The following is a 25,968-nucleotide window of genomic DNA, read 5'->3' as shown; positions in this document are numbered from 1 at the left end:
TTCACAGTAATCCTCTATCATTTTATCAGTAAACTTCCCATGCTTTTGGTATATAGATCTTTCGAAACTTTGCCATGGAATACTGGTCTGTCATACCGGCCAGATAATCGCAGACCACTTGTGTCTTCGATTCTCCTTTTTTCATCAGCTGCCGGTATTCTGCTGACATCTCATCTGGATTTTCTATATAATATGTATAAAGCTTTTTCAGCATTTTGATTGCTTTTTTTTCTTCTTTTTTTGCCTCCGGATGATCATAGACATTTTGAAACATGATCTTCCTGAGATCCATCATTGCCTCATAAATCTCCGAAGACATTTCAATATGATTCTTCTCCATGCTGCTCTCTATGATATCATGTACAAATGTATTCAAACGTTCTCTCGTTGTATACCCCAGCAGCATTCGAAGTGTCACCGGTATATCGTCTTCTGTAATAATGCCGGCTCTTTGCGCATCATCCATATCATGATGGATATAAGCAAGCTTATCCGCCAGGCGGACCACCTGTCCTTCCATCGTAGACGGATTTCCACTGATCCGGTGATTCAGGATCCCATCCCTTACTTCCCATGTAAGATTCAGTCCTTCACCATTCTTCTCCAGCACCTGCACTACACGGATGCTTTGTCGATAATGTGCAAAACCTCCCGGATGGATCTCATCCAGTGCCTTCTCCCCGGCATGTCCGAACGGAGTATGCCCCAGGTCATGCCCCAGTGCGATTGCTTCCACCAGATCTTCATTCAGGCGCAATGCCTTCGCAATCGTCCTTGCAATCTGAGATACCTCAAGCGTATGTGTAAGACGGTTTCTGTAATGGTCTCCCTGTGGTGCAAGAAAAACCTGTGTCTTGTCCTTCATTCTCCGAAATGCCTTACAGTGCAAAATTCTGTCCCGGTCTCTCTGATAGACTGTGCGGACATCACATTCTTCCTCCTGCCGTTCTCTGCCTCTGGAATGACCACTGTGTGCCGCATAAGGACTTAAAAGTTCCAGTTCTCTCTGTTCCATACTTTCTCTGATATTCATAGGCACGCCCTCCACAGAATGACAAAATACCTCTTATTAATTATATTCTGTGTCAAGCAGCAAATTCCTCTTTTTTTCAAAAAAAACATGCAGATAAATTTTTTCGACATTCGCAAACACAATTCGAGATGTGCACATAAAACAAAAAGCCCTGTACGGGCAAAAAGAAAAGCCCTTGAATCATCAAGGGCTCTGCATGCGGAAGATGGGACTTGAACCCACACGAGCGCAATGCTCACAAGATCCTTAGTCTTGCTCGTCTGCCAGTTCCGACACTTCCGCATATCGCATTTCGTGGAAATCGACTTCCTCGCGATAACAGATATTATACCCAAAGACTTGACATCTGTCAATACCTTTTTTTGTATTATGCGGAAGATGGGACTTGAACCCACACGAGCGCAATGCTCACAAGATCCTTAGTCTTGCTCGTCTGCCAGTTCCGACACTTCCGCATATTCTGTTTCGCAGGAGTTAACTCCTCGCGACAAATGATATAATATCAGAGTCCATTCACAAAGTCAACACCTTTTTTGAAGTTTTTTATATATTTTATATTTTTCATTCAATTTGGTGATTTTATGGTCGGATATTTTCTAATTCAGTTCCGCGATTCTGCTCACTGCAACATAGATTTCCTGTATTTTATACCAGGTTGGGTAATCTGTGATTCCGGTTTCCGGAAGGCCAAAAACATTTTGAAATTTACGTACAGATTCACTGGTCCGTTCCCCATAAATCCCATCTTCACCCACTTTCGGAATTGCCGGATATGCTCCCGCGATCACATTAAGCTGTTCCTGAAGCTGTCTGACCTTCTCTCCTGTAGCTCCAATATTCAGATCATATCCCGGCCAGGAAGACGGAATACCGGAAATTTCTTCTGCTACATTGATATACATATCATTGCCATAAAAATACCTCAGGATCTCGATTGGTGAATATCCCTGATCTCCCAGTGATTTGCTTCCCCACTGTGTCATCCACCCTCTATTCCTGCACTGCACCCTTCTTCCATCACAATACTGTGTCAGAATTGGCTGACGCACATTCGGTCTGGACAGATAGTTTTCAAAAAGTTCGTCTGTGATTCTCGATATGCTGTCAAATACATTTCTTCCACGAATCCATTTGTGATCATATGCAGTCGAAGATGTAATAGTAAAATCTTTTCCTTTATTCCGGTACCATTCTGTGTAGACCCTGTTTAAGGTAAATGACATGATTGCCAGTATATTTGCTCGAATCGTATCATCCGGCCAGGTAGCGTAAATTTCACTGCTCGCAACATTTTTTATATAATCTTTGTACCGTTCATAATAATCCGGCGCTGTTGTATCATTTACCGATCCATCATGAACCACGATATATTCCGGTATGACTACTCTGCTCAAAACGATCTCTCCACTTTCATTCACCGGCTTTATCTCAGCTTCTTCTATCTTTGGCGGATATTCTGCAAATAACGTATGGGGTCCGATCACAAGTCTTTCAAAAGATGCTTCTGCCTGAAATGCCATTTTTATCGATTGCTGCGCCACCACGCCTGGTAATACCTGTGTTCCTGCAATTTCTGTATTTTCAAATCCTTCCGCCTGCACCTGAATCGTATACTCCGCATAAGGCTGTTCTTCCACTGGTTCCATACTATATTCCAGAGGTGGTGTTTTTAACTCAAGAGTCGGTGTCTGCCCGGATGAATCCGTACGTACTTCTTCCACCGTCTGTCCACTCTCTCCGGTATAAGAGATCCTCACCAATGCATTTTCCACCGGTCGCGTACCATCTTCCGTAAAAACACTTACCTTCAGCTCGCCCTGATCCGGCTGATCCTGCTGACTTTTTACTTTATTATAAAATTCCACCTGCTTCTCCTGCCAAGAGCTCTCCGTATATTCTATGCATCATGTATCCCGTATAACACAAAAAGACAGATGCATATTCGCATCCGTCCTTCTGTCTGCCATCTGCTACTTTCTATTTTCAGAAGATTTTCAGAATATCATTGTACATAACTACTACCATCAGCACCATAAGTGCCATCAGCCCTGCAAAATGAATCCTGCCCTCAATTTCTCGATTGATCGGTTTCTTCCGAATTGCCTCAATGATCAGAAAAACAAGTCTTCCGCCATCCAGTGCCGGAAGAGGAAGCAGATTCATAACACCAAGGTTTGCCGACAACAGTACTGCCATATTCAGCATGTTCATCCAGAGCATCAGAGTACCTTCACTCTTACTTTCTTCATAAGTTGTACCAATCGCATCTACGACACCTACCGGGCCGCTGAGATTCTGGAATCCAAGCTGTCCCGTAACCAGTTCTTTCAGACTCAGCAGAGTCGTCCTGATCATATATTTTATTTCCAGTGCACCGTATTTCAGTATCCGCAGGCCGGAGGTCTTTGTATAACCAAGGTTATAAGAAAATCCAAGCTGTGGTGTACGATACTCTTTCGGAGTAATTGTCGCTGTATAATCCAGGCCATCTCTGTCATACGTAATCTCTACCGATTCACTCGAAAGCGGATGTTCTGCAAGATATGCATCATATGCCTCACCGTCCGCAATCTCCACACCATTGATTGCCGTGATCGTATCCCCCGGCTGCAATCCTGCCTCCTGGAGTGGCATTCCGTCAATCAGAGATTCCACTGTCATAGAAGATGCATCTGATCTGTTAAATCCCAGCAGGTATCTTACCGATACATCAGGTGTGTATGAAATCGTTTCTGTCCTGCCATCTCTTCTGACCTTCAGGGTAACTGTGTCGCCCTCCTTCAGATCATTCAGATACATATATACATACAGATCTTTTGCAAGATCCACATGATATCCGTCATATTCTGTAATAATGTCTCCATTCTGAAGCCCTGCCTCTGCAGCTGCTGAATTTTTATCCACTTCCAGCACTTCAGCCGGATCATATCCCACAAAACCTACAATGATCACTGCAAGCACAAACGCCAGAATAAAGTTAAATATCGGACCGGCCGCAACGACAGAAATCCTGCCCCATACAGATGCCGCATTAAAGGAGCCCGGAATTTCCTCCTCGGCAGTATCTTCACCCACCATGGCACATGAGCCGCCAAGCGGAAGCAATTTCAATGAATATCTGGTCTCTCCCTTCTGAAAACTCCACAGTCTCGGTCCCATTCCAAGAGAAAACTCAGTTACACTGATTCCGTTTAATTTGGCAAATAAAAAATGTCCAAATTCATGAAACAATATGATTGCACTGAAAATAATAATCGCAATCAGAATCTTCAATCTACCACCTGCTTTCAATCCATTGATATGTATCACTCTCTGTTTCCAGTATTTCTTCAAGTCCAGGATTCTCAATAACTTTATGGCGTTCCATAGACTGTCCTATAATGTCATAAATATCCAGGAAACGAATTTTTTTGTGAAGGAATTTACTTACTGCAAGTTCATTTGCCGCATTAAATACTGTCGGCATGGAACCGCCTGCTTTTGCCGCCTGAATTGCCATCGGAAGACCCAGGAACGTATCCATATCCGGTTCTTCAAAGGTAATCTGACCCAATTTGGCAAAGTCAAGTCTGTCTCCATTCAGATATCTTCTGTGCGGATAATACAGTGCATACTGAATTGGAAGCCGCATATCCGGTGTTCCAAGCTGTGCAATGATCCCTCCATCTTTAAATTCCACCATGGAATGTATCACACTTTGTGGCTGTACAACAACCTGGATCTGATCCAGGCTCACATCAAACAGCCATCTGGCCTCCATCACTTCAAGGCCTTTATTCACCAGTGTCGCAGAATCCACGGTAATCTTCTGTCCCATCACCCAGTTCGGGTGTTTCAAAGTATCTTCCAGCGTCACTGACTCCAGGTCTTTTCTTGTTTTTCCGCGAAAAGGTCCACCCGATGCAGTGATCAGCAGCTTATGGACTTCTTCTTTATGTTCTCCATTCAAGGATTGAAAAACAGCACTGTGTTCACTGTCTACAGGAAGAATCTTTACTCCATATTCTTTTGCCATTGGAATGATCAGATGCCCTGCAGTTACCAGAGTTTCCTTATTGGCAAGTGCAATGTCCTTTCCTGCACGGATCGCCTCGATCGTCGGGCGAATCCCAAGCATTCCCACGATTGCAGTAACCAGAATTTCTGTATCCGGCATGGCAGCCAGCTCCAGAAGGCCATCCATTCCTGCGACAACCTTCGTATCCGTATCCTGAATCTTCTGTGCAAGTTCCTGTGCCGCATTCTCATCCCAGACAGCAACCAGACGTGGAGAAAATTCTCTTACCTGTTCTTCCAGTTTCTGAATATTTTTTCCTGCACTGATTCCAAGAACCTCAATATCACCATTGGCACGCACAACATCCAGTGTCTGTGTTCCGATAGATCCTGTGGATCCTAATATTGCAATTTTTTTCATGCCCTTCTCCTTTTTAGAGACCAAGAATCATTTTTGCCAGATAATAAATGACCGGTGCCGTAAAGATTACGCTGTCAAAACGGTCAAGAATTCCACCATGCCCCGGAATCAGCTTTCCATAATCCTTGATTCCCTGATTTCTTTTGATTGCAGAAGCAGCAAGATCCCCAACCATTGAGATCAGTGCTCCAACGCCGCAAATAACTGCATATTCAAGCATTGCTCCATGTGTTGCTACCGCATAGATCACGCCAAGAAGTGCAGCACCGACAACGCCTCCCACAGCTCCCTCTATTGATTTCTTCGGGCTGAGCACCGGTGCCATCTTATGTTTGCCGATCAGCATACCCACACAATATGCACAGGTATCGCATCCCCAGGAACAGAGGAAGATCAGCCATACGATAAATTTACCATCCGGAAGATTTCTTGTCAGAAGAATAAAAGAAAGCATTACCGCTACATAAACTACTCCGAAAAATGTTGCCATGACCTGATTTGCATTGTATTTCGGATACGAAAAAACATACACAAACATGATCAGGATCAGAGCGATCAGAATCGCCATCGTTCCATAACGTTCAAATCCCAGCAACAGAGATACATAATACAGAATCGCACCAAGATATCCCGCCAGTTCCAGAAATTCCGTCTGATCTTTATGTACCCCCATTGCCTTATAAAGTTCCTGCATTCCAAGCAGAGAAACGCAGAGCAATGTCACAAACAGCACATAGTTTCCGCTTATGATCGTAAGAAGCGCAGCGATTACAAGCAGAATGCCACTTATGAGTCGTGTCTTAAACATATTTTATTCCTCCTTCACGCCTCCATAGCGGCGGTCTCTTCCATTGTATTTTTCGATTGCTCTGATCAGATCTTCTTTATGAAAATCCGGCCATGCAACATCTGTAAAATAAAACTCTGTATATGCCAGCTGCCACATAAGGAAATTGGACAGTCTCTGTTCTCCGCTGGTTCTGATCAACAGATCCGGGTCCGGAACACCTGCTGTATCCAGATACCCCGAAATCGTGTCCTCCGTAATTTCCTGCGGATTCAATCTTCCATCAGCTGCATCCTGTGCAAGTTTACGCATTCCACGGGTGATCTCATCGCGGCTTCCATAATTCAATGCAATCTGAAAATATAATTCATCGTAATCTTTTGAAAATTCTTCGAGTTTCCTGATCTTGTCCTGTATATCCTGATCAAACGCAGTCGGATCTCCGATGATTTTCACTCGCATATGATTTTTTTCCGCACTCTTCATACATTTTTTGAGATAACTGCGGAACAATTTCATCAGTCCTTCTACTTCTTCTCTGGAGCGTTTCCAGTTTTCTGTTGAAAAAGCATATACCGTAAGATATTTCACACCAAGATCTTTGATATCATAACAGATTTGTTCAAGATTTGCACAACCCTTGATATGTCCATATCCTCGCGGCATTCCTTTGGCCTTTGCCCATCTGCCATTTCCATCGAGAATAATCGCAATATGATTCGGAACTTTCATATTTTCCATATTTATGTTTCTCCTCTCATCCTGCAGAGCGAACAGAAAGAGAGCCCTTTCCGGCTCTCCCTCTCCCTCCAATCTGACAATTGCACAATTCTTATACTGTCAGGATTTCTTTTGATTTCACCTCAACCGCAGCATCAATCTTCTTGATGAACTTATCTGTAAGCTTCTGTACTGCATCTTCCAGATCTTTTACTTCATCTTCAGAAACATCCTGTTTGGTCAGCTTCTTAAATGCATCATTTGCATCACGGCGAATATTACGAACAGCAACCTTGGCTGCTTCTCCTTTTTTCTTTACGTCTTTTACAAGATCTTTACGACGTTCTTCCGTCAGTTCCGGAAGAACCAGGCGCACGATCTTACCATCGTTGCTCGGATTCAGTCCAAGATCTGAAGTAAGGATCGCTTTCTCAATGCCTTTGATCAGGCTGGATTCCCATGGCTGGATCTGAATCATTCTTGCTTCCGGTACAGTAATGTTCGCAACCTGCTGAAGTGGTGTCGGGCTGCCATAATAATCTACTGTGATCTTGTCAAGGATATGCGGATTTGCACGTCCTGCACGAATCGTAGTCAGCTCTGCCTCAAAGCCATCCAGTGTTTTTGTCATTTTCTGCTCATATTTCTGAACTCTTTCATCCATTTGTCGAATTCTCCTTCTCCGGTTATATTTTATTTTTTAGAATTCTCTTATACAGTTACTTTTGTTCCTGTAAATTTACCATGTACAGCATTTACAATACTGTTTTCTTCTTCAAGGCCAAATACCAGCATCGGCATCTTCTGTTCAAGGCACATAATAGATGCAGTAAGATCCATTGCTGCAAGTTTTTTATCAACAACTTCTTCAATAGAAATCTCATCGTATTTCACAGCATTCGGATTCAGTTTTGGATCGCTGTCATAAATACCGTCTACTGCCTTTGCAAGAAGGATTGCTTCTGCTTCGATCTCAACAGCACGCAGAACTGTAGCTGTATCTGTTGAGAAATACGGATGGCCTGTTCCTCCTGCAAAGAAAAGAATCTTGCCTTCTGCAAATGCCTCTTCTACTGCATCTTTTGAGTAAAGTTTTGTGAATGCGCCACATACAAATGGTGTAAAGATTTCTGTCTTAAGTCCCAGATATCTGCAGATATCAGATACATAAATACAATTCATCACAGTAGCAAGCATGCCGATCTGGTCTGCTTTGTTACGATTGATCGTCTCGCTTGTACGACCTCTCCAGAAGTTGCCTCCACCGATCACAATACCAATCTGTGTTCCTTCTTCCGCAACCGCACGGATCTGTTTTGCAACAGCAATAACCGTTGCCTCGTCAAATCCTTTTTTTTCGGCTCCGGCAAGAGCTTCTCCACTTAATTTCAGTAATATTCTTTTCATAGATCATTTATCCTTTCCCGCAATGCCACAGCATTGTTTATCTCTACCAAACTCCTGTAACGATTTCATTTCCTTCTTCATCTACGGATGTGGAAACTGTGAAATCCGGATAATAGTAATATCCAGTTGTTCCGGTAGCAGAGTCATCGTCATACTCGGAAGACTGGGAATCCCCTACGGCTCCGACAAGGTCATCAATAGACATACCGATATATTTCTCTGCTGTCTGAATCGTGGAATTTGTAGGATCATCGCTGCTTGGATTATTATTGCTGCTGTTGCCATTGTTATCCGATGGTGCCGTCGTCGGATCCGGATTATCTGTATTGGAATTATTAGAATTATTGGAATCATCCGGTGCCTCTGTCGGAGTCGGTGTCACAGAATCACTGTCCTCATCTGTTTCCAGACCGAGTCTCTTCTTAACATCATTCAGTGTTGAGATTTCCTTCGTACTGTTTGCCGTCATATAGGTTGCATACGGAATCGCATCTTCATCTTTTCCATCCATACGAAGTGTGATCTGTTTAATCGTTGTAAGCGGCAGTTTTCTGAAGAAACATTCATTTTTTTCTTCATCTGTGTACGTAATTCTGATATCATATATGGTTGACGCTGACTGTGGTTTTTCATAATAATAAACTGCATTGTCTCCACTCTTCAGTGTAAACATACCGTTTACCAGATCATCACCCCACTCATCTGCGGTGTCTTCATCTGCGTCATCAGACGGAGTCTCTCTGATATAGATCGCTGCAATCTCAGATCCTGTCTGATTTACAATAGTCACCTTTGATGCTGTGGATGTCTTCTCACCCATGATATTCTTTTCAACAGTTTCTTCCATATTTACCATCTCCGGCGTCGGAGTCGGGGATACTGAAGTTTCTTCGGTCGGAGTTGGTGTTGCCTGTACTACAGAACCTGCATCATTTTTCTTACCGCATCCTGCTGCCACAACAGCCAGTGTCAACAGTCCGGCTGCTGCCAGATATCTTTTCCTGATCATATATATTTCCTCCTAATTCTAGTCACGGAATAGGTTACTGTTCACTCCGTTCACAGTAACCAGAATAGTCATCTTTTAGTTTAATTATACAGAGTATCAAATTCTTGTCAACTAATTGTCTGCGAATTCATACTTTTTTTAAAGTTACAGATTTTTGACTTTGAATTCTCTTTCTGCCTCTCTCCGCTGATCTTTCTTCGCAATATCCTGTCTCTTGTCATACAACTTTTTACCGCGTGCAACTCCTATTTCAAGTTTCACAAGACTGTCCTTGAAATATACTTTCAGTGGTACAAGAGTCAGGCCTTTTTCCTGAAGACTTCCTTCGATTTTGTTGATCTCATATCTGTGAAGAAGTAATTTACGGACTCTCATGGGATCTTTGTTAAAAATGTTTCCCTTCTCATAAGGACTGATATGCATCCCGTAAATGTATACTTCCCCGTTTTCCACACGAATAAACGATTCCTTCACACTGCATTTACCTGCTCTGAGCGACTTCACCTCAGTGCCGACAAGTGCGATCCCTGCTTCATAAGTATCCTCTATAAAATAGTCATGAAAAGCTTTTTTATTATTTGCGATCAATTTCATCCCGGATTTTTTTGCCATAAAAACACCTCCTTTATTCGTTCAGACTCATCTCATCTACAGTGTTTTCAACTACTGAAAAATCCACCGTTCGTTTCAGTGCATCTGCATCAGCCACTCTGACCGTAACTTTCTGCCCCAGATGGTAAACTTTCTTCGTAAGCTCTCCACGAAGTTCATAGTTTTCCTCATCGAATTCATAATAATCATCTGACAGTGCCGTAATATGAACGAGGCCTTCCACTGTATTCGGAAGTTCCACATAAAATCCATAAGCAGTAACTCCCGAAATAATTCCCTCGAAAACTTCTCCCAGATGATAGGACATATACTCTGCTTTTTTCAGACGGTCAGACTCTCTCTCCGCCTCCTGTGCACGTCTTTCGCATACGCTGGACTGTTCTGCCACATGTTCCAGTATTTCCCTGTAATGTTCTGTTTTTCCTTCTCGCTGTAATCTGCCTCTTATATTATCACGAATGATACGGTGGATCTGTAAATCCGGATATCTTCTGATCGGAGAGGTAAAATGACAGTAATATTTCGCCGCAAGCCCAAAGTGTCCGCTGCACTCTGTTGTATATCGTGCCTGTTTCATCGTTCTCAACATCAGTCTGCTGATCATCATTTCATTCGGCATTCCCTGAATCTGCTCAAGAATCTCCTGAATTTCCTTTGGTGTGATTTCCTCACATGCTTTCTGCACCTGAATCCCCTGGTGTCTCAGAAGCGTAAGAAGGCTTTCCACTCTTTCCGGATCCGGATTGTCATGCGTACGGTAAACAAACGGATATTCTCCCTGGCAGTATTCTTTTGCCACTGTTTCATTTGCCATCAGCATAAAATCTTCTATGATCTGTGTAGCAACATTCTGTTCGTATGGCTTCACATCGATTGCCCGTCCTGCCCCGTTCAGAATGATCTTGCTTTCAGGAAAATCGAAATCAATAGAACCTCTGTTATGTCTCTTGCTTCTCAAAAGTGCCGATAATTCTTTCATAAGGAAAAACATTGGCACAAATTCCTTATACTCTCTGCTTGTCTCAGTGTCTCCATCTTCAAGAATACATCTGACCTGATTATAACTCATACGACGATCCACTCGAATAACCGTCTCTGCAATCCGATGAGCAACTACTGTACCATTCTCATCAATATCCATAAGGCAGCTTAAAGTCAGGCGGTCCTGCCCCTGATTCAATGAACAGATTCCGTTAGACAGCCGTTCCGGAAGCATTGGAATGACTCTGTCAGCAAGATATACACTGGTGCCCCTTTTCAGTGCTTCTTTGTCCAGTGCACTTCCTCCCTGTACATAATTACTCACATCTGCAATATGCACACCCAGATGATATATATTTCCCTCTTTTGTAAGAGAAACTGCATCATCCAGATCTTTTGCATCTTCACCATCGATTGTAACTGTCATAAGCTGTGTCAGATCCGTTCTGCCATCCCGGTCAGCCTCCTGCACATGATCCGGTACCCGCATGGCCTGATTCATAACTTTTACAGGAAACTCTGACGGAATATTGAAGCTTTTAACGATTGCAAGAATGTCCGTTCCCGGTGCATTCATACTTCCAAGATTCTCTGCGATCTTACCTTCCGGTTTTCTCCTGTCGTTCCCATAATCTATAATCTCTGCAACAACTTTGTCTCCATCGCGAACCCCTTTGGAATTCTTAGGCGAAATGTAGATATCCTTTGAGAACTTCTGATTATCGCACAGAATAAAACCGTAATCCCTCTCCCTCTGGAATGTACCAACGATTTCTTTATTTACACGTTCCAGAATCTCTATTACAGTACCTTCTCTGCGTTTCCCTGTTTTGGCTTCATTTTTGAGGAGTACCCGGACACGGTCCATATGCATTGCAGTCCCTGTATGATCTGCCGGGATAAAGATATCATCTTCCTCCTCTTCCAGTTCTACAAAACCAAAGCCCTTATGATTACCGATAAAAGTTCCTTCTTTGATCAGTCCCAGCTTACTGAGGGCTTTTATATCCCTTTTCTTTGGTTTTACAGATATTTTCTCTTTGGAAAATTTTTTCTTTTTTTTCTTTTCCCAGATTTTCTTCTTACTCACGTATACTCCTTTGCTATGAGAAAAAAAAGCACTCTTGTGTTTATACAAGAGTGTTTCCTTCTGACAATTCTTAAAAATTCATATTCAAAACTGCTGCCAGTACAAAAAATAACACTGCCATAATTGTGGTAGCTTTCACAAGTCCACCCTCCATAGAACGACCTTTGTTCTTTCCCCAGTAGGAATCCGCTGCTCCGGAAATCGCTCCACCAAGTCCCTGCTGCTTTCCTTCCTGCATAAGTACAACAACGGTAAGCGCAATACAATCTATGGCAAAAATAACAGTGAGAATAGTTCTTAAAATCTGCACTTCGGTTACACCTCCTAATCAACTAGAATTCATTCTATCATAACCATTCTTCGATTTCAACTGTTTTTAGTCATTTCCATTTCAAATTTCCATTTCAAAAAAACAATTTGCGGGCTGCATGTAAACAGCCCGCTCTTTCACCCTTCCCTGCCAAATGGATTCTCATAAACTGCCTGTTTTTCAAGCTGTTCTGCAATCCTGAGCAGTTGATTGTATTTTGCATTTCGATCCGATCTGCAGGGTGCTCCGGTTTTGATCTGGCCTGCACCGGTTGCAACTGCCAGATCTGCGATAAATGCATCTTCTGTCTCACCGGATCTGTGTGAGATTACTGCACGATAGCCTGCATTCTGTGCCATTTCTACTGCATCCATAGCTTCACTCAACGTGCCGATCTGGTTCACCTTGACAAGAATTGCATTCGCCGCATGAAGCTGTATCCCACATTTCAGTCGTTTGATATTTGTAACAAAAAGATCATCCCCTACAAGCTGTACCGTTTTTCCCAGCCGTTCGGTCATCTCTTTCCAGCCTTCCCAGTCATCCTCATGAAGTCCGTCTTCAATGGAGATTATCGGGAATTTTCTGACAAGTTCTTCATAATATGCAATCATTTCACCGCTGTCTCTTAAAACCTCTTTTCCTTTCATCTGGCTCTCACCCGGAAAATAATAGCAGTTCAGATTCTCGTCATACAATTCACTTGCCGCTGCATCTATCGCAATCAGAATATCTTCTCCCGGTTTATATCCTGCTTTTTCCACAGCCTGGACAATTAATGCCAGAACCTCCTGACTGTCTGCCAGATCCGGTGCAAATCCGCCTTCATCTCCTACCGCAGTAGACAGGAACCTTTCTTTCAAAATAATTCGCAGTATCTGGTAGATCTCCACACACATGCGAATTCCCTCCTCAAACTTTTCCGCGCCCACCGGCATGATCATAAATTCCTGAAGGTCTACTGTATTATCTGCATGTTTTCCCCCATTCAGAATATTCATCATCGGTACCGGCATTTTTTTACTATGGCAGCCTCCCAGATACTGATAAAGCGGAATTCTGAGTGCCATCGCAGCCGCTCTTGCAACCGCCATCGAAACACCAAGTGCTGCATTTGCTCCTACATTGCTCTTATTATCTGTGCCATCCGTGTCAATCAGAATCTGATCGATCCGATTCTGATCCAGTGCATTTTCTCCAATAACTGCTTCTGCCAGTTTCGTATTTACATTTTCTACCGCCTTCTCCACACTCAAACCTGTATAATAGCCTTTTTTTCCATCGCGAAGTTCCACTGCCTCAAATTTCCCGGTCGATGCACCTGACGGCACTATTGCTCTCGCTGTATATCCATTTATCCCAACAATTCCTTCTCCTACAGTAACTTCTACCTCTACGGTCGGGTTTCCTCTGGAATCCAACACTTGTCTTGCTTGAATCTTTCGAACAGGCAGATAACGAAACATGCACTTACCTCCTTCATATTTGATTATTGTTATCATTACTCAGTATCTTCACACCAACTGATACTCTTTATTTTCTCCCTTTTGTCTGTTTCTATACCATACTTCCTTTTTCATTATTTTCTGTAAATTATATATTTTTATATAACTTTACAATTTATTATTTGTTTTTCTTATTTTTTTCAATTTTCTCATTGACATATCTCTTATTATCTGTTATAGTAAATTCATAAAACAAAAGGAACTACAAAATAAATAAAAGGAGCGTGAAACCACCGAAAACATAAGTGATTTCCCATAATTCAGGAAAGCGAGGTACAGACCACCAGAAACGAAATGAATTTCCTTTATAATTTATGAAAGAGAGGTACGGACCACCAAGAACGTAATCATTTAATTCCAAATGTTTTAAAACAACTCAGGAGGTAAGTTCCATTGGACACTGAACATTAAAAGAGCCACCAGAAAATAATCATCTGATGGCTCTAAATTTTTGCCTTTTCGCATATATTCTTTCAAGATCTTCTATTGGAGATACTATGTCTTCTTCTCATAATTATCCACTCATTCCCAGATTACTCTTCCTTCTTGCCGGCGCCTTTATTCTGGGTGGGCAGGCAGGTAAATTGCATTCCTGGCAGAAAACTCAGGCAACATCCGCTTCTCTCTTATCTGAATCCACCAGTTGGGGACTCAGTTTCCAAAAGGAGGGCGAACGTCCTGTCGGGAATGCCACGATCAACGCTCTTGGCAAGTATCATGCCTACTATGCGGAAGATACCAACGAAAGAAAAATCTACCTCACTTTTGATGCCGGATATGAAAACGGAAATACTCCACGTATCCTCGATGCTCTGAAAAAACATCAGGCCCCTGCCACATTTTTTGTTGTAGGTAATTTCATTTCAGACAATCCTGATCTGATCCGGCGCATGGTTTCTGAAGGGCATACAGTTGGCAATCACACAATGACGCACCCTGATATGTCAGGCATTTCTTCAAAAGATGATTTCTTAAAACAACTGAATGGCGTGGAAGAACTCTACGAATCTGTCACCGGTGAAAAAATGTCAAAATTCTACCGACCGCCTCAGGGAATCTACAGTACCTCAAACCTGGCCATGGCCCAAGAACTGGGATATTCCACCTTTTTCTGGAGCCTTGCATATGTAGACTGGATTCAGAATCAGCAGCCTTCCAGGGAAGAAGCCTTTCAAAAACTTCTCGGGCGCATTCATCCTGGTGCCATTGTCCTTCTGCACAATACTTCCTCTACAAATGGCCTGATCCTGGATGACCTGCTTACAAAATGGGAAGAAATGGGCTATCGTTTTTGCTCATTAAAAGAACTGACCGGGGCTTAATCCCCGGCCAGTTTATCAATCGTTTTTACTTTCTTTTGTATGGAGATCTTCTTTAATCTGTGAGCTAGAAATCTCCGGAGTACGTGGCAGATATACCACCTCGCATCCTTCTTCTTTCAGAAAATCAAATTTTCCCTTCCAGTCATCTCCCATTACAAAAGTATCCACATGATACTCTTTCACATCCGTTCTCTTCTGCTCCCAGTTCTCCTCAGGAATAACAAGATCTACATAACGAATTGCCTCCAGCAGCTGTTTTCTTTTTTCATAAGAAAAATAACATTTCTTCTGTTTCTCATTCCAGTTAAACTCATCCGTTGAAAGACCTACAATAAGATAATCCCCCAGCTGTCGTGCTCTTCTCAGTAAATTGATATGTCCATAGTGGAGCAGATCAAAAGTTCCATATGTGATAACACGTTTCATTTACGCCGTTCCTCTCTTTTCCTGTTCTTAGCGATTCAGATATCTCATGCAGTAATCGAATATTCTAAGATATGTTGCATTTGAATAATGCAGACCATCATAAATACCCATATCATGTCTGTTGCTTATCCAGCCTTTCATCTGAAGGTTTGTGCAGGAATTAATATACGTAAATGATTTATTCTTTCCTGAACACAAATTTTTGTAAATGGTTCTGTTAAATGATGCAATCTGAGCTTCTGATCTTGCTTTTCCTCCAACACTTTTAATCATTGCACTATTTACAGGATTTACAGAAAGATAATACATCTTACAATTATACTTCCTCAGATTTGCTGCAACCTTCTTCATATAAGTTACATAAGCCCTACCATTATTCAGATCATTGACACCAAGATTAATGATCACTGCTTTTTTCGAATTCTTTGGCTGTTTTGATACAGAACTAAGAAGCTGTCTGTATCCGGTACTCTTGAACCAGTAAAGGCCTTCTCCCCACTTGGCTATAAATTCCACATTTGAAGGTACAGCTACTCCCAGAGCCATTTTTGTATCTGCTGTTCTGGAATCTCCAACACAGTATACCTTATCAAACTTTGTTGCTTTTGTGATCACAGATGGAGCACGATCCATAGACATCCCAAAAATGACCATGTAATACTTACCATTCTTGGTTGGAATACGATCTCCTGCCTTATAATCAGAAGAAGACAATGTATTCTTTCCCTGTGTCTTTGACCATCCAAGAACCATATTTCCCGTTCCCAGACTTACTGCCGGAAAAGTTGCCTTACCATTTGTATTGCTGACAGTCTTCCAATAGGTTCCATCATATTTGTATAATTTTACACCTGATGTTGAAACCTTCTGCTGAACCACATAAAACTTCAGATTACTTTTCACCTTTACAGTAGCGCCCTTTTTCTTAGAGACACTTCCGCCGACTTTGGTTGCCCATCCGGCAAACTTGTAGTTTCCATTTGAATTACCAGTTGGCATCTTGATTCTGCTGCCCGCTACAACCGTCTTGCGAAGACTTGTATATTCATTTCTGCCATTTGCCGTGTAGAATCGGACCGTATATTCTTTATATAAATTCAGGCAGAACTTTGTTGTCTGATTGATCGTCACTTTCTGTCCGGCTTTATATTTATATTCTTTTCCTTCAATCTTTGTTACCCAGTAAGCCTGATATCCATCCCTGTTTATCTCCGGAAGCTGAATTACTGTTCCTTCCTCAACAGTTTTGGCAAGATTATGATAAAAACCTGCAGTCTGTCCTTTTGCATTTGCAAAAATCACTTTGCAGGTCGTTTCACTGTAAGATGCAGCTGATACTTTCTGTGTATTCCCCAAAAGACAGACAGCTGACAATATCACGATCAGAAGAAAGGTATGTTTCCAGATTGCTGTAATTCTTTTCATAAAGACACTCCTCGTATTTAAACTCTCCATTTTGTTTCTGCATAATAACAACTCACAGAGCACAAACGCTCTGTGAGTCCACTATAACAGTTTTCCTCCTGCAATGCAATGTATTTTTAAATTAAATTTTACATTTTTGTCACATTTTGGCAAATCAATCCTTAGCCAAGTTCCTTTTCGCGCATGTCCAGTGCTGATGCGATCACCGCATCCATGTCATAATACTTATACTCTCCCAGACGGCCGCCAAATACAACCTTTTTCTCTTTTTGGGCAAGCTCTCTGTATTTGCTGTAAAGAGCACCGTTCTTCTCATCATTCACCGGATAATACGGTTCATCTCCCGGTTTCCACTCAGAACTATACTCACGGCTGATCACTGTCTTCGGAAGATCATTTCCTTCATCATCTTTTCCAAATTCAAACCATTTATGCTCAATGATCCTTGTCCATGGAGTCTCTCTGTCTGTATAATTGACTGCTGCATTTCCCTGGAAATTCGGCTTATCCAGAAGTTCTGTCTCAAAACGTACCGAACGATACTCCAGATATCCCATCTGGTAATCAAAATATGCATCGATCGGACCCGTATAGATCACTTTTTCAGCAAGTGCATCGTATTCTGCTTTTTTCTCCAGATAATCCTCTCCAAGGCGAACTTCTACTCCGTCCAGCATATTGGCAACCATTTTGGTATATCCGCCAACCGGAATTCCCTGATACAATGCGTTAAAATAATTGTTATCAAATGTAAGACGGACCGGAAGTCTCTTGATGATAAAAGCCGGGAGATCTTTGCAGTCACGACCCCATTGCTTTTCTGTATAACCCTTGATCAGCTTTTCAAAAATATCTCTTCCTACCAGGGAAATTGCCTGTTCTTCCAGATTCTTCGGCTCTGTGATACCAGCCTCTTTTTTCTGTTCTTCAATCTTGGCTGCCGCTTCTTCCGGAGTTACTACTCCCCACATCTTATTGAATGTATACATATTAAATGGCAGAGAATATAACTCACCATGATAATTTGCAACCGGGCTGTTTGTGAAGCGGTTAAACTCTGCAAAGCGAGTAATATAATTCCATACTTTTTTATTATTTGTATGGAAAATATGCGCGCCGTATTTATGCACATGAATTCCCTCTACATCCTCTGTAAACACATTTCCAGCAATATTCGGGCGTTTATCAATCACCAGCACTGACTTTCCGGCTTCTTTTGCTTCATGCGCAAATACTGCTCCGTATAAACCTGCACCAACTACCAGATAATCATATTTTTTACTCATAATGACTCCTTTATCTTTCTGTTCTTTACTCATTTTATTTTTTCTTAAAAAGCTTTTTTATCTTTAACGGAATAAACATGATTGCACGCCCAACCTTCATAGTTGTGGAATTCTCCAATGATGCTACTTTCTTTTCCAGAGAACGGATCTGCTTATTCTTCAGACATATCTTGAAGTAGTAAGCATCCGGATCTTGGATCAGCAGCATCATATCATCCCATTCAACAGGATAGAACGCTCCCTGTTTCAATTCTCCGTTTTCTTTTGCTCTTTTGAATTCCTGACTGATTCTCTGAACATATTCCCTCTTAAACTGCTCTCCAATCCGCTGCAGCGTAAAATTATAAGTATGAAATTTCTTCAAAGAATACATATATTTAAAGCGGCTCCAGATTTCCGGATCTTTCATCAATATCTCACGGATATAATCATACTCTACATTACAGCAGTAGACTTTTTCCCTGTTATTGACAGAGGAATTCGGATTATCACGACGATTCATATAGTACGGCTTATCCACGATCATCGCACGCTTTGCATAAACAAAAGTCTGGAAATAAAAACCATTGTCCTGGAAAGATGCTCCAGGAGTTTCGTTATGTCTGATGTGATGCTGCTCCAAAAACTCTCTTTTGTAAATACCACTCCAGGTATTCATGATAAAACGTAATGTCTCCGGTTCTTCACTAGGATCAAAGAGCTTTCCGTACCATTTCCCTGTTAAATCCAGATGGTTATATACCAGATTCATATTCCCATTTTCAGGATTTCTTGTAAAACGGTAAAAATCTGCCTTCACCATATCAAGATCGTTCTCTTTTGCTATCTTGTAAAGATCCTCATACATCGCAAGCGGTACATAATCATCCGGTTCCACAATACCGATATATTCTCCCGTAGCTTTGTCCAGACCGACATTCATAGCCTTTCCATAACCGCCGTTTTCCTTGTCAACGATCACAAAACGTGGATCATTCTCCGCATATTTTTTAATGATTTCCAGAGAATGATCTGTCGATCCATCGTTCACACAGATAATCTCTATATCCTGCAATGTCTGACGCTGAATACTTTCCAGACATTCATCCAGAAACATTTCCACATTATATGTCGGTATGATAATTGATACTTTTGCCATTTTCTTTCCTCGCTTTTGACTTTTGATAACATCATTCTATATGATTTCGCATTTCAGATTATCTAAGCAATTAATCTGAAATTATAATCAGGAATTAAAAATATACATGTATTCAGCACCCATATGAATCCATTTTCCATATCTTGACTTACCTCATTTTGAACATTTAATATCTGAGACAAATCAACCTGTTCAAATTGTTCTTTCAATTTTCTGTCATTACTATCATTTCTGTCTTCATGTTGGATGACATATGCCTTTTCTATATTATGACACACTATTTCTCCAATAACTTCTCGCATATGTTTCCAATAAGTCCTATTTTCATGTGTATATCCCACTTTTTCAATCCAGTCTTTCAACTGATATTTTAAAGTTCTTGCTTTTTTATCATCATCTACAACCCGCAGGATTTCTTCTAATGATCTTTCCATCTCGCTATCATTTGAAATATTCAATATTTTATCACAACATATCTGTCGCTTATCTGCATCCTCTATCCGATATCTTGTTCCTGCCAATAAATCCTCAATTCTGTGCGGAAAATCTACTGCTTTTTCAATGACACTCTCATTTCTGACCAGTTCTTTATATTTACTTCCTGGCTGCAATGAAACAGAAATCTTTCGGTTAATATACTCTTCATCCGGTAAACTTTTTAAATGTTGATAAGATTCTATCATAGGATAATTCAAATACAATTTCCCCATATCTGCTGCATCACTGAAATAATTTTGTAAACGTAAAATTTTATCAGCTGAAAACTGTGGATCATGACGTTCATAATCAAAAACAAGTATAATATTTGTAAAATCATTTTTGTAACAAAGATTTTCCAAATTTTTCTTTTTACTGATTACAAACGGAAGGTCAATATCTGTCCATTCATTTTCCCAGTCATCCCCATATTCTCTTATGATATCTTCATATAACATATAAATATTCGTCCCATAAATCCATATGTTCTCCATATCGACATGCAATTCCGGGTAACATTTGAAAACAAGCCAAAACAGCTCATTTTTCTCATGATCTCCCTCCACAACCAGCAAACTTCGGCCTCTTCTTCTGGCTTCTGTCGCATAATTATTCATAACGTTCAAACTCCCCGCTGATATACATCTTTTCGAGATTATGTCCTTCTCTCAATTCCCGTTCTGTTGCATTGCAAAGAGACGTTAATGTTCCCCTACTCGACAAAATAAGCAAACAATCCGGACGCATAATTCTGTTCGTCATCAGATTAGTATTATGTGATGTCATAATCATCTGACATTTTGGATATTTTCTTTTGAAAAATCCAATCACTTTTTCTGCCATTTCATAATGATAAAACGCATCGAATTCATCTAAATAAACGAATGACGAACCCCCAATTTTCACAATCAGTCTACGATACAGATCAAACAGCGCCAATGTACCACTTGACGCATTCTCATAAAAAGGGACCATCTGTTTATGAACAAAATATAATTCTTTCTGTCCATCCGGCAATTCTTTTAAAGCCAGACTGCATTCAATTCCCATTACATTCAAAAATTCTTCAAGGTCTGTTAGCAAAGCTCTTTTTTCTAATAATTCATAAAAAAACTGGTTCGATCTTCCTGCAAGAAATCTCATTCCACTACCAACAGTAATCATCTGCATTCTTTCAACATAATTAGACAATGAAATTAAAACTGAATTATTTTTAAATACAGCATTGCTAAGCAACCAACGTAAAAAGGGAATTTTCGTATTGCTGATTTCTATATCGTCATCTATCCCTGAAGATTGCAAATACCGCTCAACATTTATAGTTTCTGCCTCAATATAATTCAAATTGTCAAAATTATAGTTTTCTTTTGAAAAATCACAGAAAAAAATTCTGATGCCATTTACAAATAATGCTTCATCCTGCAGTTTCTCATCCGACACTCGCGAATACTTATATGACACATCTGTACCATTAAACTCAAACTCATAACTAAATGTTGCTACATTCTCTGTCGAATCTGCATTAAGAAAAACCTCGTTTCTTGTATATCTCCGTCTTCCAAACATCGTTGCAACAATATCAAGCAATGCATTTCCCAAATTTGTCTTTCCTGTTGCATTACGTCCATATATCAACATTTTTCCAATTGTCCCTTCATACAGACAATCCATATTAAATTGATAACCGGCAATATTTTCAAAATCTATACTTATTTCATTTTTAAAATTCTTATAATTCCTCAATGTGAATTTTTTTAGCATATAATATACCGTCCTCTCAAAGAGTAATTAACATCTCAATTATTTCTTACAGTATAACCAGTTTTATATTTTTCCGCAACAATATGCTGTAAAAAAATTACGGCATATATCGACAAACAGGAGAATTTTACACGCGATTTGCAAAATTCTCCTGCTTTATTGTCTATTTTCCTTATTTAAGTTTCACCGCATCTTCATCGTTTGTTTCTGAAATAATAAAATGCGGTCTCTGCTTCGTCTCCAAATACATCTTTGCAATATAATGTCCGATCACGCCCAGACAAAACAGCTGCAGACCACCAATAAATATGATCACACAGATCGTTGATGCCCATCCGGCAACAGGATCACCGTAAATCAGTTTACGTCCGACGACCACAACTAACATCAAAAAAGAAACAACTGTCATCAGCACTCCAAAGCCCGAAACAGCACTCAACGGTGCCTGAGAGAAATTAATGATTCCATCAATCGCATATTTTGTAAGCTTCCAGAAATTCCATTTGGTTTCACCTGCCACACGTTCAATATTATCATAGGATAACCAATATGTTTTGAACCCGATCCAGCCAAAAATTCCTTTGGAAAATCGATTGTATTCTGTCATGCTGACAATCGCTTCCACCATTTCCCTTTTCATCAGGCGAAAATCCCTTGCACCATCAACGATATCTGCATCCGATATTTTATTGATGATCTCATAAAATCTGTGTGCAAACCAGCTTCTGATCGGTGGTTCCCCTTCACGGTTCTTTCTTCTGGTAGCCACCGAATCATAATCCTGTGTATGTAAGATCTCCAGCATTTCAGGCAACAGACTCGGTGGGTCCTGCATGTCTGCATCCATTACACAGACATAGTCCGCATTTGCATTGCAAAATCCCGCATACATGGCTGCCTCTTTACCAAAATTCCTGGAAAAAGACAAGTATTTTACATGCTCATCCTTCTCCGCAATTGATTTCATAATACTCAGTGTATTATCTTTCGATCCGTCATTGATCAAAAGAAGCTTATAGTCATAGTCCAGTTTTTCCAGAACTTTTGATGCTTCTTTATAAAACAATGGCAGCGCTTCCTGTTCATTGTAACACGGTACAATAATTGCTAAAGTTTCCATCTTTTGCTCCTTATCAGGTATTTAATATACTCTTAATCATTTCTAAGCCAAATATTATACCCTGCTTTCTCATTATTATTTGAAAACCTATAATAATATTCTTCTAATTGAGTAACAAAAGCCGGTGCATAATGTGTATACACCCATGCATCTTCCTCCTCATCATAAACCACCACTTTGGGATTATAAGTAAACAAATCATCGATTTCATCTTTTTCATACCAATCCATATACCAAGGTAACATATATACCGCTCGATTAATCGCATATCTTCCCTTATACTCATAATATAATGACGGTGAAACATATAAATCCAGGTAAATACCTTTGTTATTCTCATTTTCAGTTAACTCAATATCTTTGCTTTCAGTTTTAGATACACTTTCCTGTGTATACAGTAAATTATCTCCAACCGAAATTATGTATGTACTCAATAAAACAATTGCGCAAAGTCCTAAAACTGGCTTACTGATTTTTTGTAGTTTTTCTTCAATCAGCCCAATATATAAACAAACAATCAATATTGCCACATACCACGCTGCTATTCCATGAAAATCATATCCTCTTGTTGCCGAAAAAATACTGTACTCCGTTTATAAACGGTTGTGCAAGATTTTCTCCCATTACGTAATACTTAGGATACACTTCTCGATTAAATCTATAAAACTGATCAAACGCTATTTTTAAAGCATGATTAAATTTAAAGTAAGCTACTGCTATTAAAACAGGTACTGTAACTGATATTATCAATTTATAGTATCTTTCTATAGCCCTTTTTATTTTGAATCCATTTTTATGTCATTCACAAATTTCGTGTATCAAAACACCAAATGCAACCCCAATCAAAGCATATGCGGATACAAAAACAACACCAAAGCTTCCTCATATACATCCTGATGCAATTATACATCTAGGCCATCTAAGTTCTTTCTCTTTAATATGCATGAAGCTCCTTTTATCTTGTTAACTTCTCAAAGAGATACACATATCGCACCAATCAAAATCAGAATAACTCCACCAATTTTTTTCTTTGTTATTTTTTCCTTCAATATAAAATAAGATAACACCATCGTCCATATATACGTCAGCGAAGTAAGAGGCAATACTACTGAATATTCCAAAACTCTTAAGATCCATATATTCAAAACTGCTGAAAATAAATATAGGTCTCCACCTATATATAAATACGGATTTTTAATCAGTGCAAGTAACCCTTCTGTTCCTGATGCCTTTTTCAGAAACAACGAAGCAACTGAACCAAAAAAGTCATAATCATCAGGATGATAAAATAAATTGTCATTCTTCATCACCTCCTACAATCATTATGACTCCACCGATAATTATCAGAACCCCAATACATTTTACGAGTGAAACTTTCTCTTTTAGTACAATCGCAGCAAGCACAATGCTAAGCACATAATTTAGGCTCAGCATCGGCTGAAGAACTGAAAGTTTTCCAAATTTGTACGACATAATCATCACCAATGCTCCCACTCCATAAAAACAAAATCCAAGAAGCATCGCTACAATCCCCTGTTTTGCTGAAATTTTCCACAGGAGCTGCTCAACGCATACGCATATTGACGATACCACCATCAATGAAATACCTTTTTTATTTTTACGAAAAGATTCTGTCACTTATGTCCACCACCTAACCATGCAATTTATTTATGAAAATATACCCTTACATATATTTTTCCTATCTTTTATTTTATTATATTGTAATATCTTATAATTATTAATAAGCTCTGCATATTTTTGTGGAAGACTATTCATATCAAACCATTTACCATTATTGTCTTCAATTGCCCCCATGCCTATAATAGGAATTTCTTTTTTCAATTGCAATAAAAATTTATCATATTTAGACATTGAAAGTCCTGCTTTCTCCAATATATATGCACCCAAATAATTTGCACTCATGTTTTCTTGTACTGATTCACTTTCATAATTTGTCCATATAATATATGGGGTCTGATCTCTCAATTGTGTTTCTTCCAAATCAAGATCTTCTATTTTTTTGCCGTATAATTCCTCGTAAAATGCTTCTTCAACATTAGGATAATGATCTCCAAATATAATCAGCATTGTTGGTTGATCCAGTTGTTGCAGATAATATATTAATGTCTCTAAAGCCCTATCAGATTCATTAATCAAAGATAAATAGGTTTCTGCCTTTGGATATTCTTTATTATAATTCAATTTTACATTAGATTCATATGCACCTAATGTATCTTCTGTCTAAACTCAAGGACATAATACTCTACCAATCCTAATATAGTAAACCCCATACAAAAAATTATTCCTGCAGCTCTTGAATCTCCACACAGAAACAGGAAAAAACATATATAACTTCAAGAATAATTATATTGAGCACCGCATATCCCAAGCTTACCGTAAATAGGTTTCCTAAAATTTTTTCATAAAGCACATATACACATATTGGTAATAAAATAATTGTGCAATTTCTAATTGTTTTTTTACAATATTTTTTTCTTGTTTTTTTCAGTATATATGTCACACTGTTCAATACAATAATGCCACATAAATATTTAATAATTCCTATTATATCATAATATTGATAATTATAAATTACATCCGCACTGGCTTCCAATTTTGTATTATTAAAAAAGCAGTCTTTATTTTCTTCCAAGTCAGAATTAACCAACACACATTTTGCTGATATCCATGTGTCATCTACATATCGAGCATTTTCCTTTAATCAAATATTCAGTGCATAGATCTCATCTGTTTTTAATTCTTTCTTAACATCTAAATCCACATAAATAAAATTCTTTACTGTAGTTAATGGAATTTCTTTTTCCCATAGTTCCGTATCATTTGTATCAGTTATATTTACAATTATTACATCATTTGATTCATATAGCTCTGTAAATGTTGAAAATCCTACTCTAACTTCAATTGTATTTACATATTTATATTTTGGAGTAAAATACTGTGTAAATATATCTTCTTTTTCTACTAATGGATCTGTTGCCTCTAGTTCTAAATCATCATTATACTCTATTCCCGATGTTCTTGTCTTCGGAACTATCAGCAATGTATATATCAATCCTATGCTTATGACTATCTGAATTCCAACAAACAATGACCAAAATATTCCTATTTTTATTTTTTTCAT

At 39.6% G+C, this 25,968-nt stretch carries 26 protein-coding genes and 2 tRNA genes; 1 reads left to right on the top strand and 27 read right to left on the bottom strand.

What is annotated here, in order from left to right; genetic code table 11:
• Positions 1-25: 25 nt before the first annotated feature.
• The 15 genes from NQ503_RS07250 to eno form a co-directional block, all read right to left on the bottom strand.
• Entirely contained in the window at positions 26-1,033 is a 1,008-nt protein-coding gene (locus NQ503_RS07250) for a deoxyguanosinetriphosphate triphosphohydrolase (protein WP_055055619.1), read from the bottom strand.
• 197 nt (positions 1,034-1,230) lie between these two features.
• Positions 1,231-1,315, bottom strand: a tRNA-Leu gene (locus NQ503_RS07245).
• An 88-nt stretch (positions 1,316-1,403) separates the two neighbouring features.
• Positions 1,404-1,488: transfer RNA gene (locus NQ503_RS07240), tRNA-Leu, on the bottom strand.
• Between the two features lie 141 nt (positions 1,489-1,629).
• Positions 1,630-2,898: a peptidoglycan-binding protein gene (locus NQ503_RS07235; protein WP_022389000.1), complete on the bottom strand. Its 1,269-nt coding sequence runs from the start codon at positions 2,896-2,898 to the stop codon at positions 1,630-1,632.
• 118 nt (positions 2,899-3,016) lie between these two features.
• Complete coding sequence (rseP, locus tag NQ503_RS07230; RefSeq protein WP_242997926.1) at positions 3,017-4,366, bottom strand: RIP metalloprotease RseP; 1,350 nt, start codon at positions 4,364-4,366, stop codon at positions 3,017-3,019.
• Positions 4,308-5,450 (bottom strand): 1-deoxy-D-xylulose-5-phosphate reductoisomerase, encoded by a 1,143-nt coding sequence (gene dxr, locus NQ503_RS07225; RefSeq protein ID WP_005422557.1) that lies wholly within the window; start codon positions 5,448-5,450, stop codon positions 4,308-4,310. Before dxr ends, rseP begins: the two co-directional genes overlap by 59 nt.
• A gap of 13 nt (positions 5,451-5,463) precedes the next feature.
• Entirely contained in the window at positions 5,464-6,258 is a 795-nt protein-coding gene (locus NQ503_RS07220) for a phosphatidate cytidylyltransferase (RefSeq protein WP_005422555.1), read from the bottom strand.
• 3 nt (positions 6,259-6,261) lie between these two features.
• Positions 6,262-6,984, bottom strand: coding sequence for an isoprenyl transferase (locus tag NQ503_RS07215; RefSeq protein ID WP_082246477.1), 723 nt, complete (start codon positions 6,982-6,984; stop codon positions 6,262-6,264).
• A gap of 85 nt (positions 6,985-7,069) precedes the next feature.
• Entirely contained in the window at positions 7,070-7,621 is a 552-nt protein-coding gene (gene frr / locus NQ503_RS07210) for a ribosome recycling factor (protein ID WP_005422551.1), read from the bottom strand.
• 47 nt (positions 7,622-7,668) lie between these two features.
• A complete protein-coding gene (gene pyrH / locus NQ503_RS07205; protein ID WP_005422549.1) occupies positions 7,669-8,364 on the bottom strand; it encodes a UMP kinase in 696 nt (231 codons plus the stop codon).
• A gap of 43 nt (positions 8,365-8,407) precedes the next feature.
• Entirely contained in the window at positions 8,408-9,373 is a 966-nt protein-coding gene (locus NQ503_RS07200; protein ID WP_005422548.1) for a hypothetical protein, read from the bottom strand.
• Between the two features lie 144 nt (positions 9,374-9,517).
• Positions 9,518-9,985, bottom strand: coding sequence for an SsrA-binding protein SmpB (smpB, locus tag NQ503_RS07195; protein ID WP_022389004.1), 468 nt, complete (start codon positions 9,983-9,985; stop codon positions 9,518-9,520).
• 13 nt (positions 9,986-9,998) lie between these two features.
• Complete coding sequence (rnr, locus tag NQ503_RS07190) at positions 9,999-12,056, bottom strand: ribonuclease R (RefSeq protein WP_259893474.1); 2,058 nt, start codon at positions 12,054-12,056, stop codon at positions 9,999-10,001.
• Between the two features lie 70 nt (positions 12,057-12,126).
• Positions 12,127-12,366 (bottom strand): preprotein translocase subunit SecG, encoded by a 240-nt coding sequence (secG, locus tag NQ503_RS07185; RefSeq protein WP_022389006.1) that lies wholly within the window; start codon positions 12,364-12,366, stop codon positions 12,127-12,129.
• 137 nt (positions 12,367-12,503) lie between these two features.
• Positions 12,504-13,832: a phosphopyruvate hydratase gene (gene eno / locus NQ503_RS07180; RefSeq protein WP_022389007.1), complete on the bottom strand. Its 1,329-nt coding sequence runs from the start codon at positions 13,830-13,832 to the stop codon at positions 12,504-12,506.
• A gap of 536 nt (positions 13,833-14,368) precedes the next feature.
• Here eno and NQ503_RS07175 point away from each other — a divergent pair.
• On the top strand, positions 14,369-15,193 hold the full coding sequence (locus tag NQ503_RS07175; protein ID WP_044924897.1) for a polysaccharide deacetylase family protein: 825 nt from the start codon (positions 14,369-14,371) through the stop codon (positions 15,191-15,193).
• Positions 15,194-15,208: 15 nt separating this feature from the next.
• Here the strand turns inward: NQ503_RS07175 and tagD are convergent, their stop codons facing one another.
• The 12 genes from tagD to NQ503_RS07115 form a co-directional block, all read right to left on the bottom strand.
• Positions 15,209-15,619 carry a glycerol-3-phosphate cytidylyltransferase gene (tagD, locus tag NQ503_RS07170; protein ID WP_005422533.1) on the bottom strand — a complete coding sequence of 137 codons (411 nt, stop codon included), beginning with the start codon at positions 15,617-15,619 and terminating at the stop codon, positions 15,209-15,211.
• 27 nt (positions 15,620-15,646) lie between these two features.
• Positions 15,647-17,044: an InlB B-repeat-containing protein gene (locus tag NQ503_RS07165; protein ID WP_117593549.1), complete on the bottom strand. Its 1,398-nt coding sequence runs from the start codon at positions 17,042-17,044 to the stop codon at positions 15,647-15,649.
• Positions 17,045-17,205: 161 nt separating this feature from the next.
• Complete coding sequence (glf, locus tag NQ503_RS07160) at positions 17,206-18,330, bottom strand: UDP-galactopyranose mutase (RefSeq protein ID WP_044924917.1); 1,125 nt, start codon at positions 18,328-18,330, stop codon at positions 17,206-17,208.
• Positions 18,331-18,364: 34 nt separating this feature from the next.
• Positions 18,365-19,468 (bottom strand): glycosyltransferase, encoded by a 1,104-nt coding sequence (locus NQ503_RS07155; RefSeq protein ID WP_005422530.1) that lies wholly within the window; start codon positions 19,466-19,468, stop codon positions 18,365-18,367.
• Between the two features lie 62 nt (positions 19,469-19,530).
• Entirely contained in the window at positions 19,531-20,562 is a 1,032-nt protein-coding gene (locus tag NQ503_RS07150) for a hypothetical protein (RefSeq protein ID WP_005422529.1), read from the bottom strand.
• Positions 20,555-21,706 (bottom strand): AAA family ATPase, encoded by a 1,152-nt coding sequence (locus NQ503_RS07145; RefSeq protein WP_005422528.1) that lies wholly within the window; start codon positions 21,704-21,706, stop codon positions 20,555-20,557. The genes NQ503_RS07150 and NQ503_RS07145 overlap by 8 nt, the downstream gene beginning before the upstream one ends.
• 172 nt (positions 21,707-21,878) lie before the next feature.
• Positions 21,879-22,826: a glycosyltransferase family 2 protein gene (locus tag NQ503_RS07140; protein WP_005422527.1), complete on the bottom strand. Its 948-nt coding sequence runs from the start codon at positions 22,824-22,826 to the stop codon at positions 21,879-21,881.
• Between the two features lie 32 nt (positions 22,827-22,858).
• The gene (locus NQ503_RS07135; protein ID WP_044924895.1) at positions 22,859-23,356 is read right to left on the bottom strand and encodes a hypothetical protein; all 498 of its coding nucleotides are present in this window, start codon (positions 23,354-23,356) and stop codon (positions 22,859-22,861) included.
• 441 nt (positions 23,357-23,797) lie between these two features.
• A complete protein-coding gene (locus NQ503_RS07130; RefSeq protein WP_005422524.1) occupies positions 23,798-24,133 on the bottom strand; it encodes an EamA family transporter in 336 nt (111 codons plus the stop codon).
• Positions 24,123-24,464 carry an EamA family transporter gene (locus NQ503_RS07125; RefSeq protein ID WP_154648301.1) on the bottom strand — a complete coding sequence of 114 codons (342 nt, stop codon included), beginning with the start codon at positions 24,462-24,464 and terminating at the stop codon, positions 24,123-24,125. Before NQ503_RS07125 ends, NQ503_RS07130 begins: the two co-directional genes overlap by 11 nt.
• A gap of 30 nt (positions 24,465-24,494) precedes the next feature.
• The gene (locus NQ503_RS07120; protein ID WP_044924893.1) at positions 24,495-25,028 is read right to left on the bottom strand and encodes a sulfatase-like hydrolase/transferase; all 534 of its coding nucleotides are present in this window, start codon (positions 25,026-25,028) and stop codon (positions 24,495-24,497) included.
• Positions 25,029-25,548: 520 nt separating this feature from the next.
• Positions 25,549-25,968: a hypothetical protein gene (locus NQ503_RS07115; RefSeq protein WP_005422518.1), complete on the bottom strand. Its 420-nt coding sequence runs from the start codon at positions 25,966-25,968 to the stop codon at positions 25,549-25,551.

It is taken from the genome of Blautia obeum ATCC 29174 (assembly GCF_025147765.1).
GTDB classification, from domain to species: Bacteria; Bacillota; Clostridia; order Lachnospirales; family Lachnospiraceae; genus Blautia_A; species Blautia_A obeum.
The sequence above is the reverse complement of the archived record's forward strand: the minus strand, read 5'-3'. Positions and strand labels throughout refer to the sequence as shown.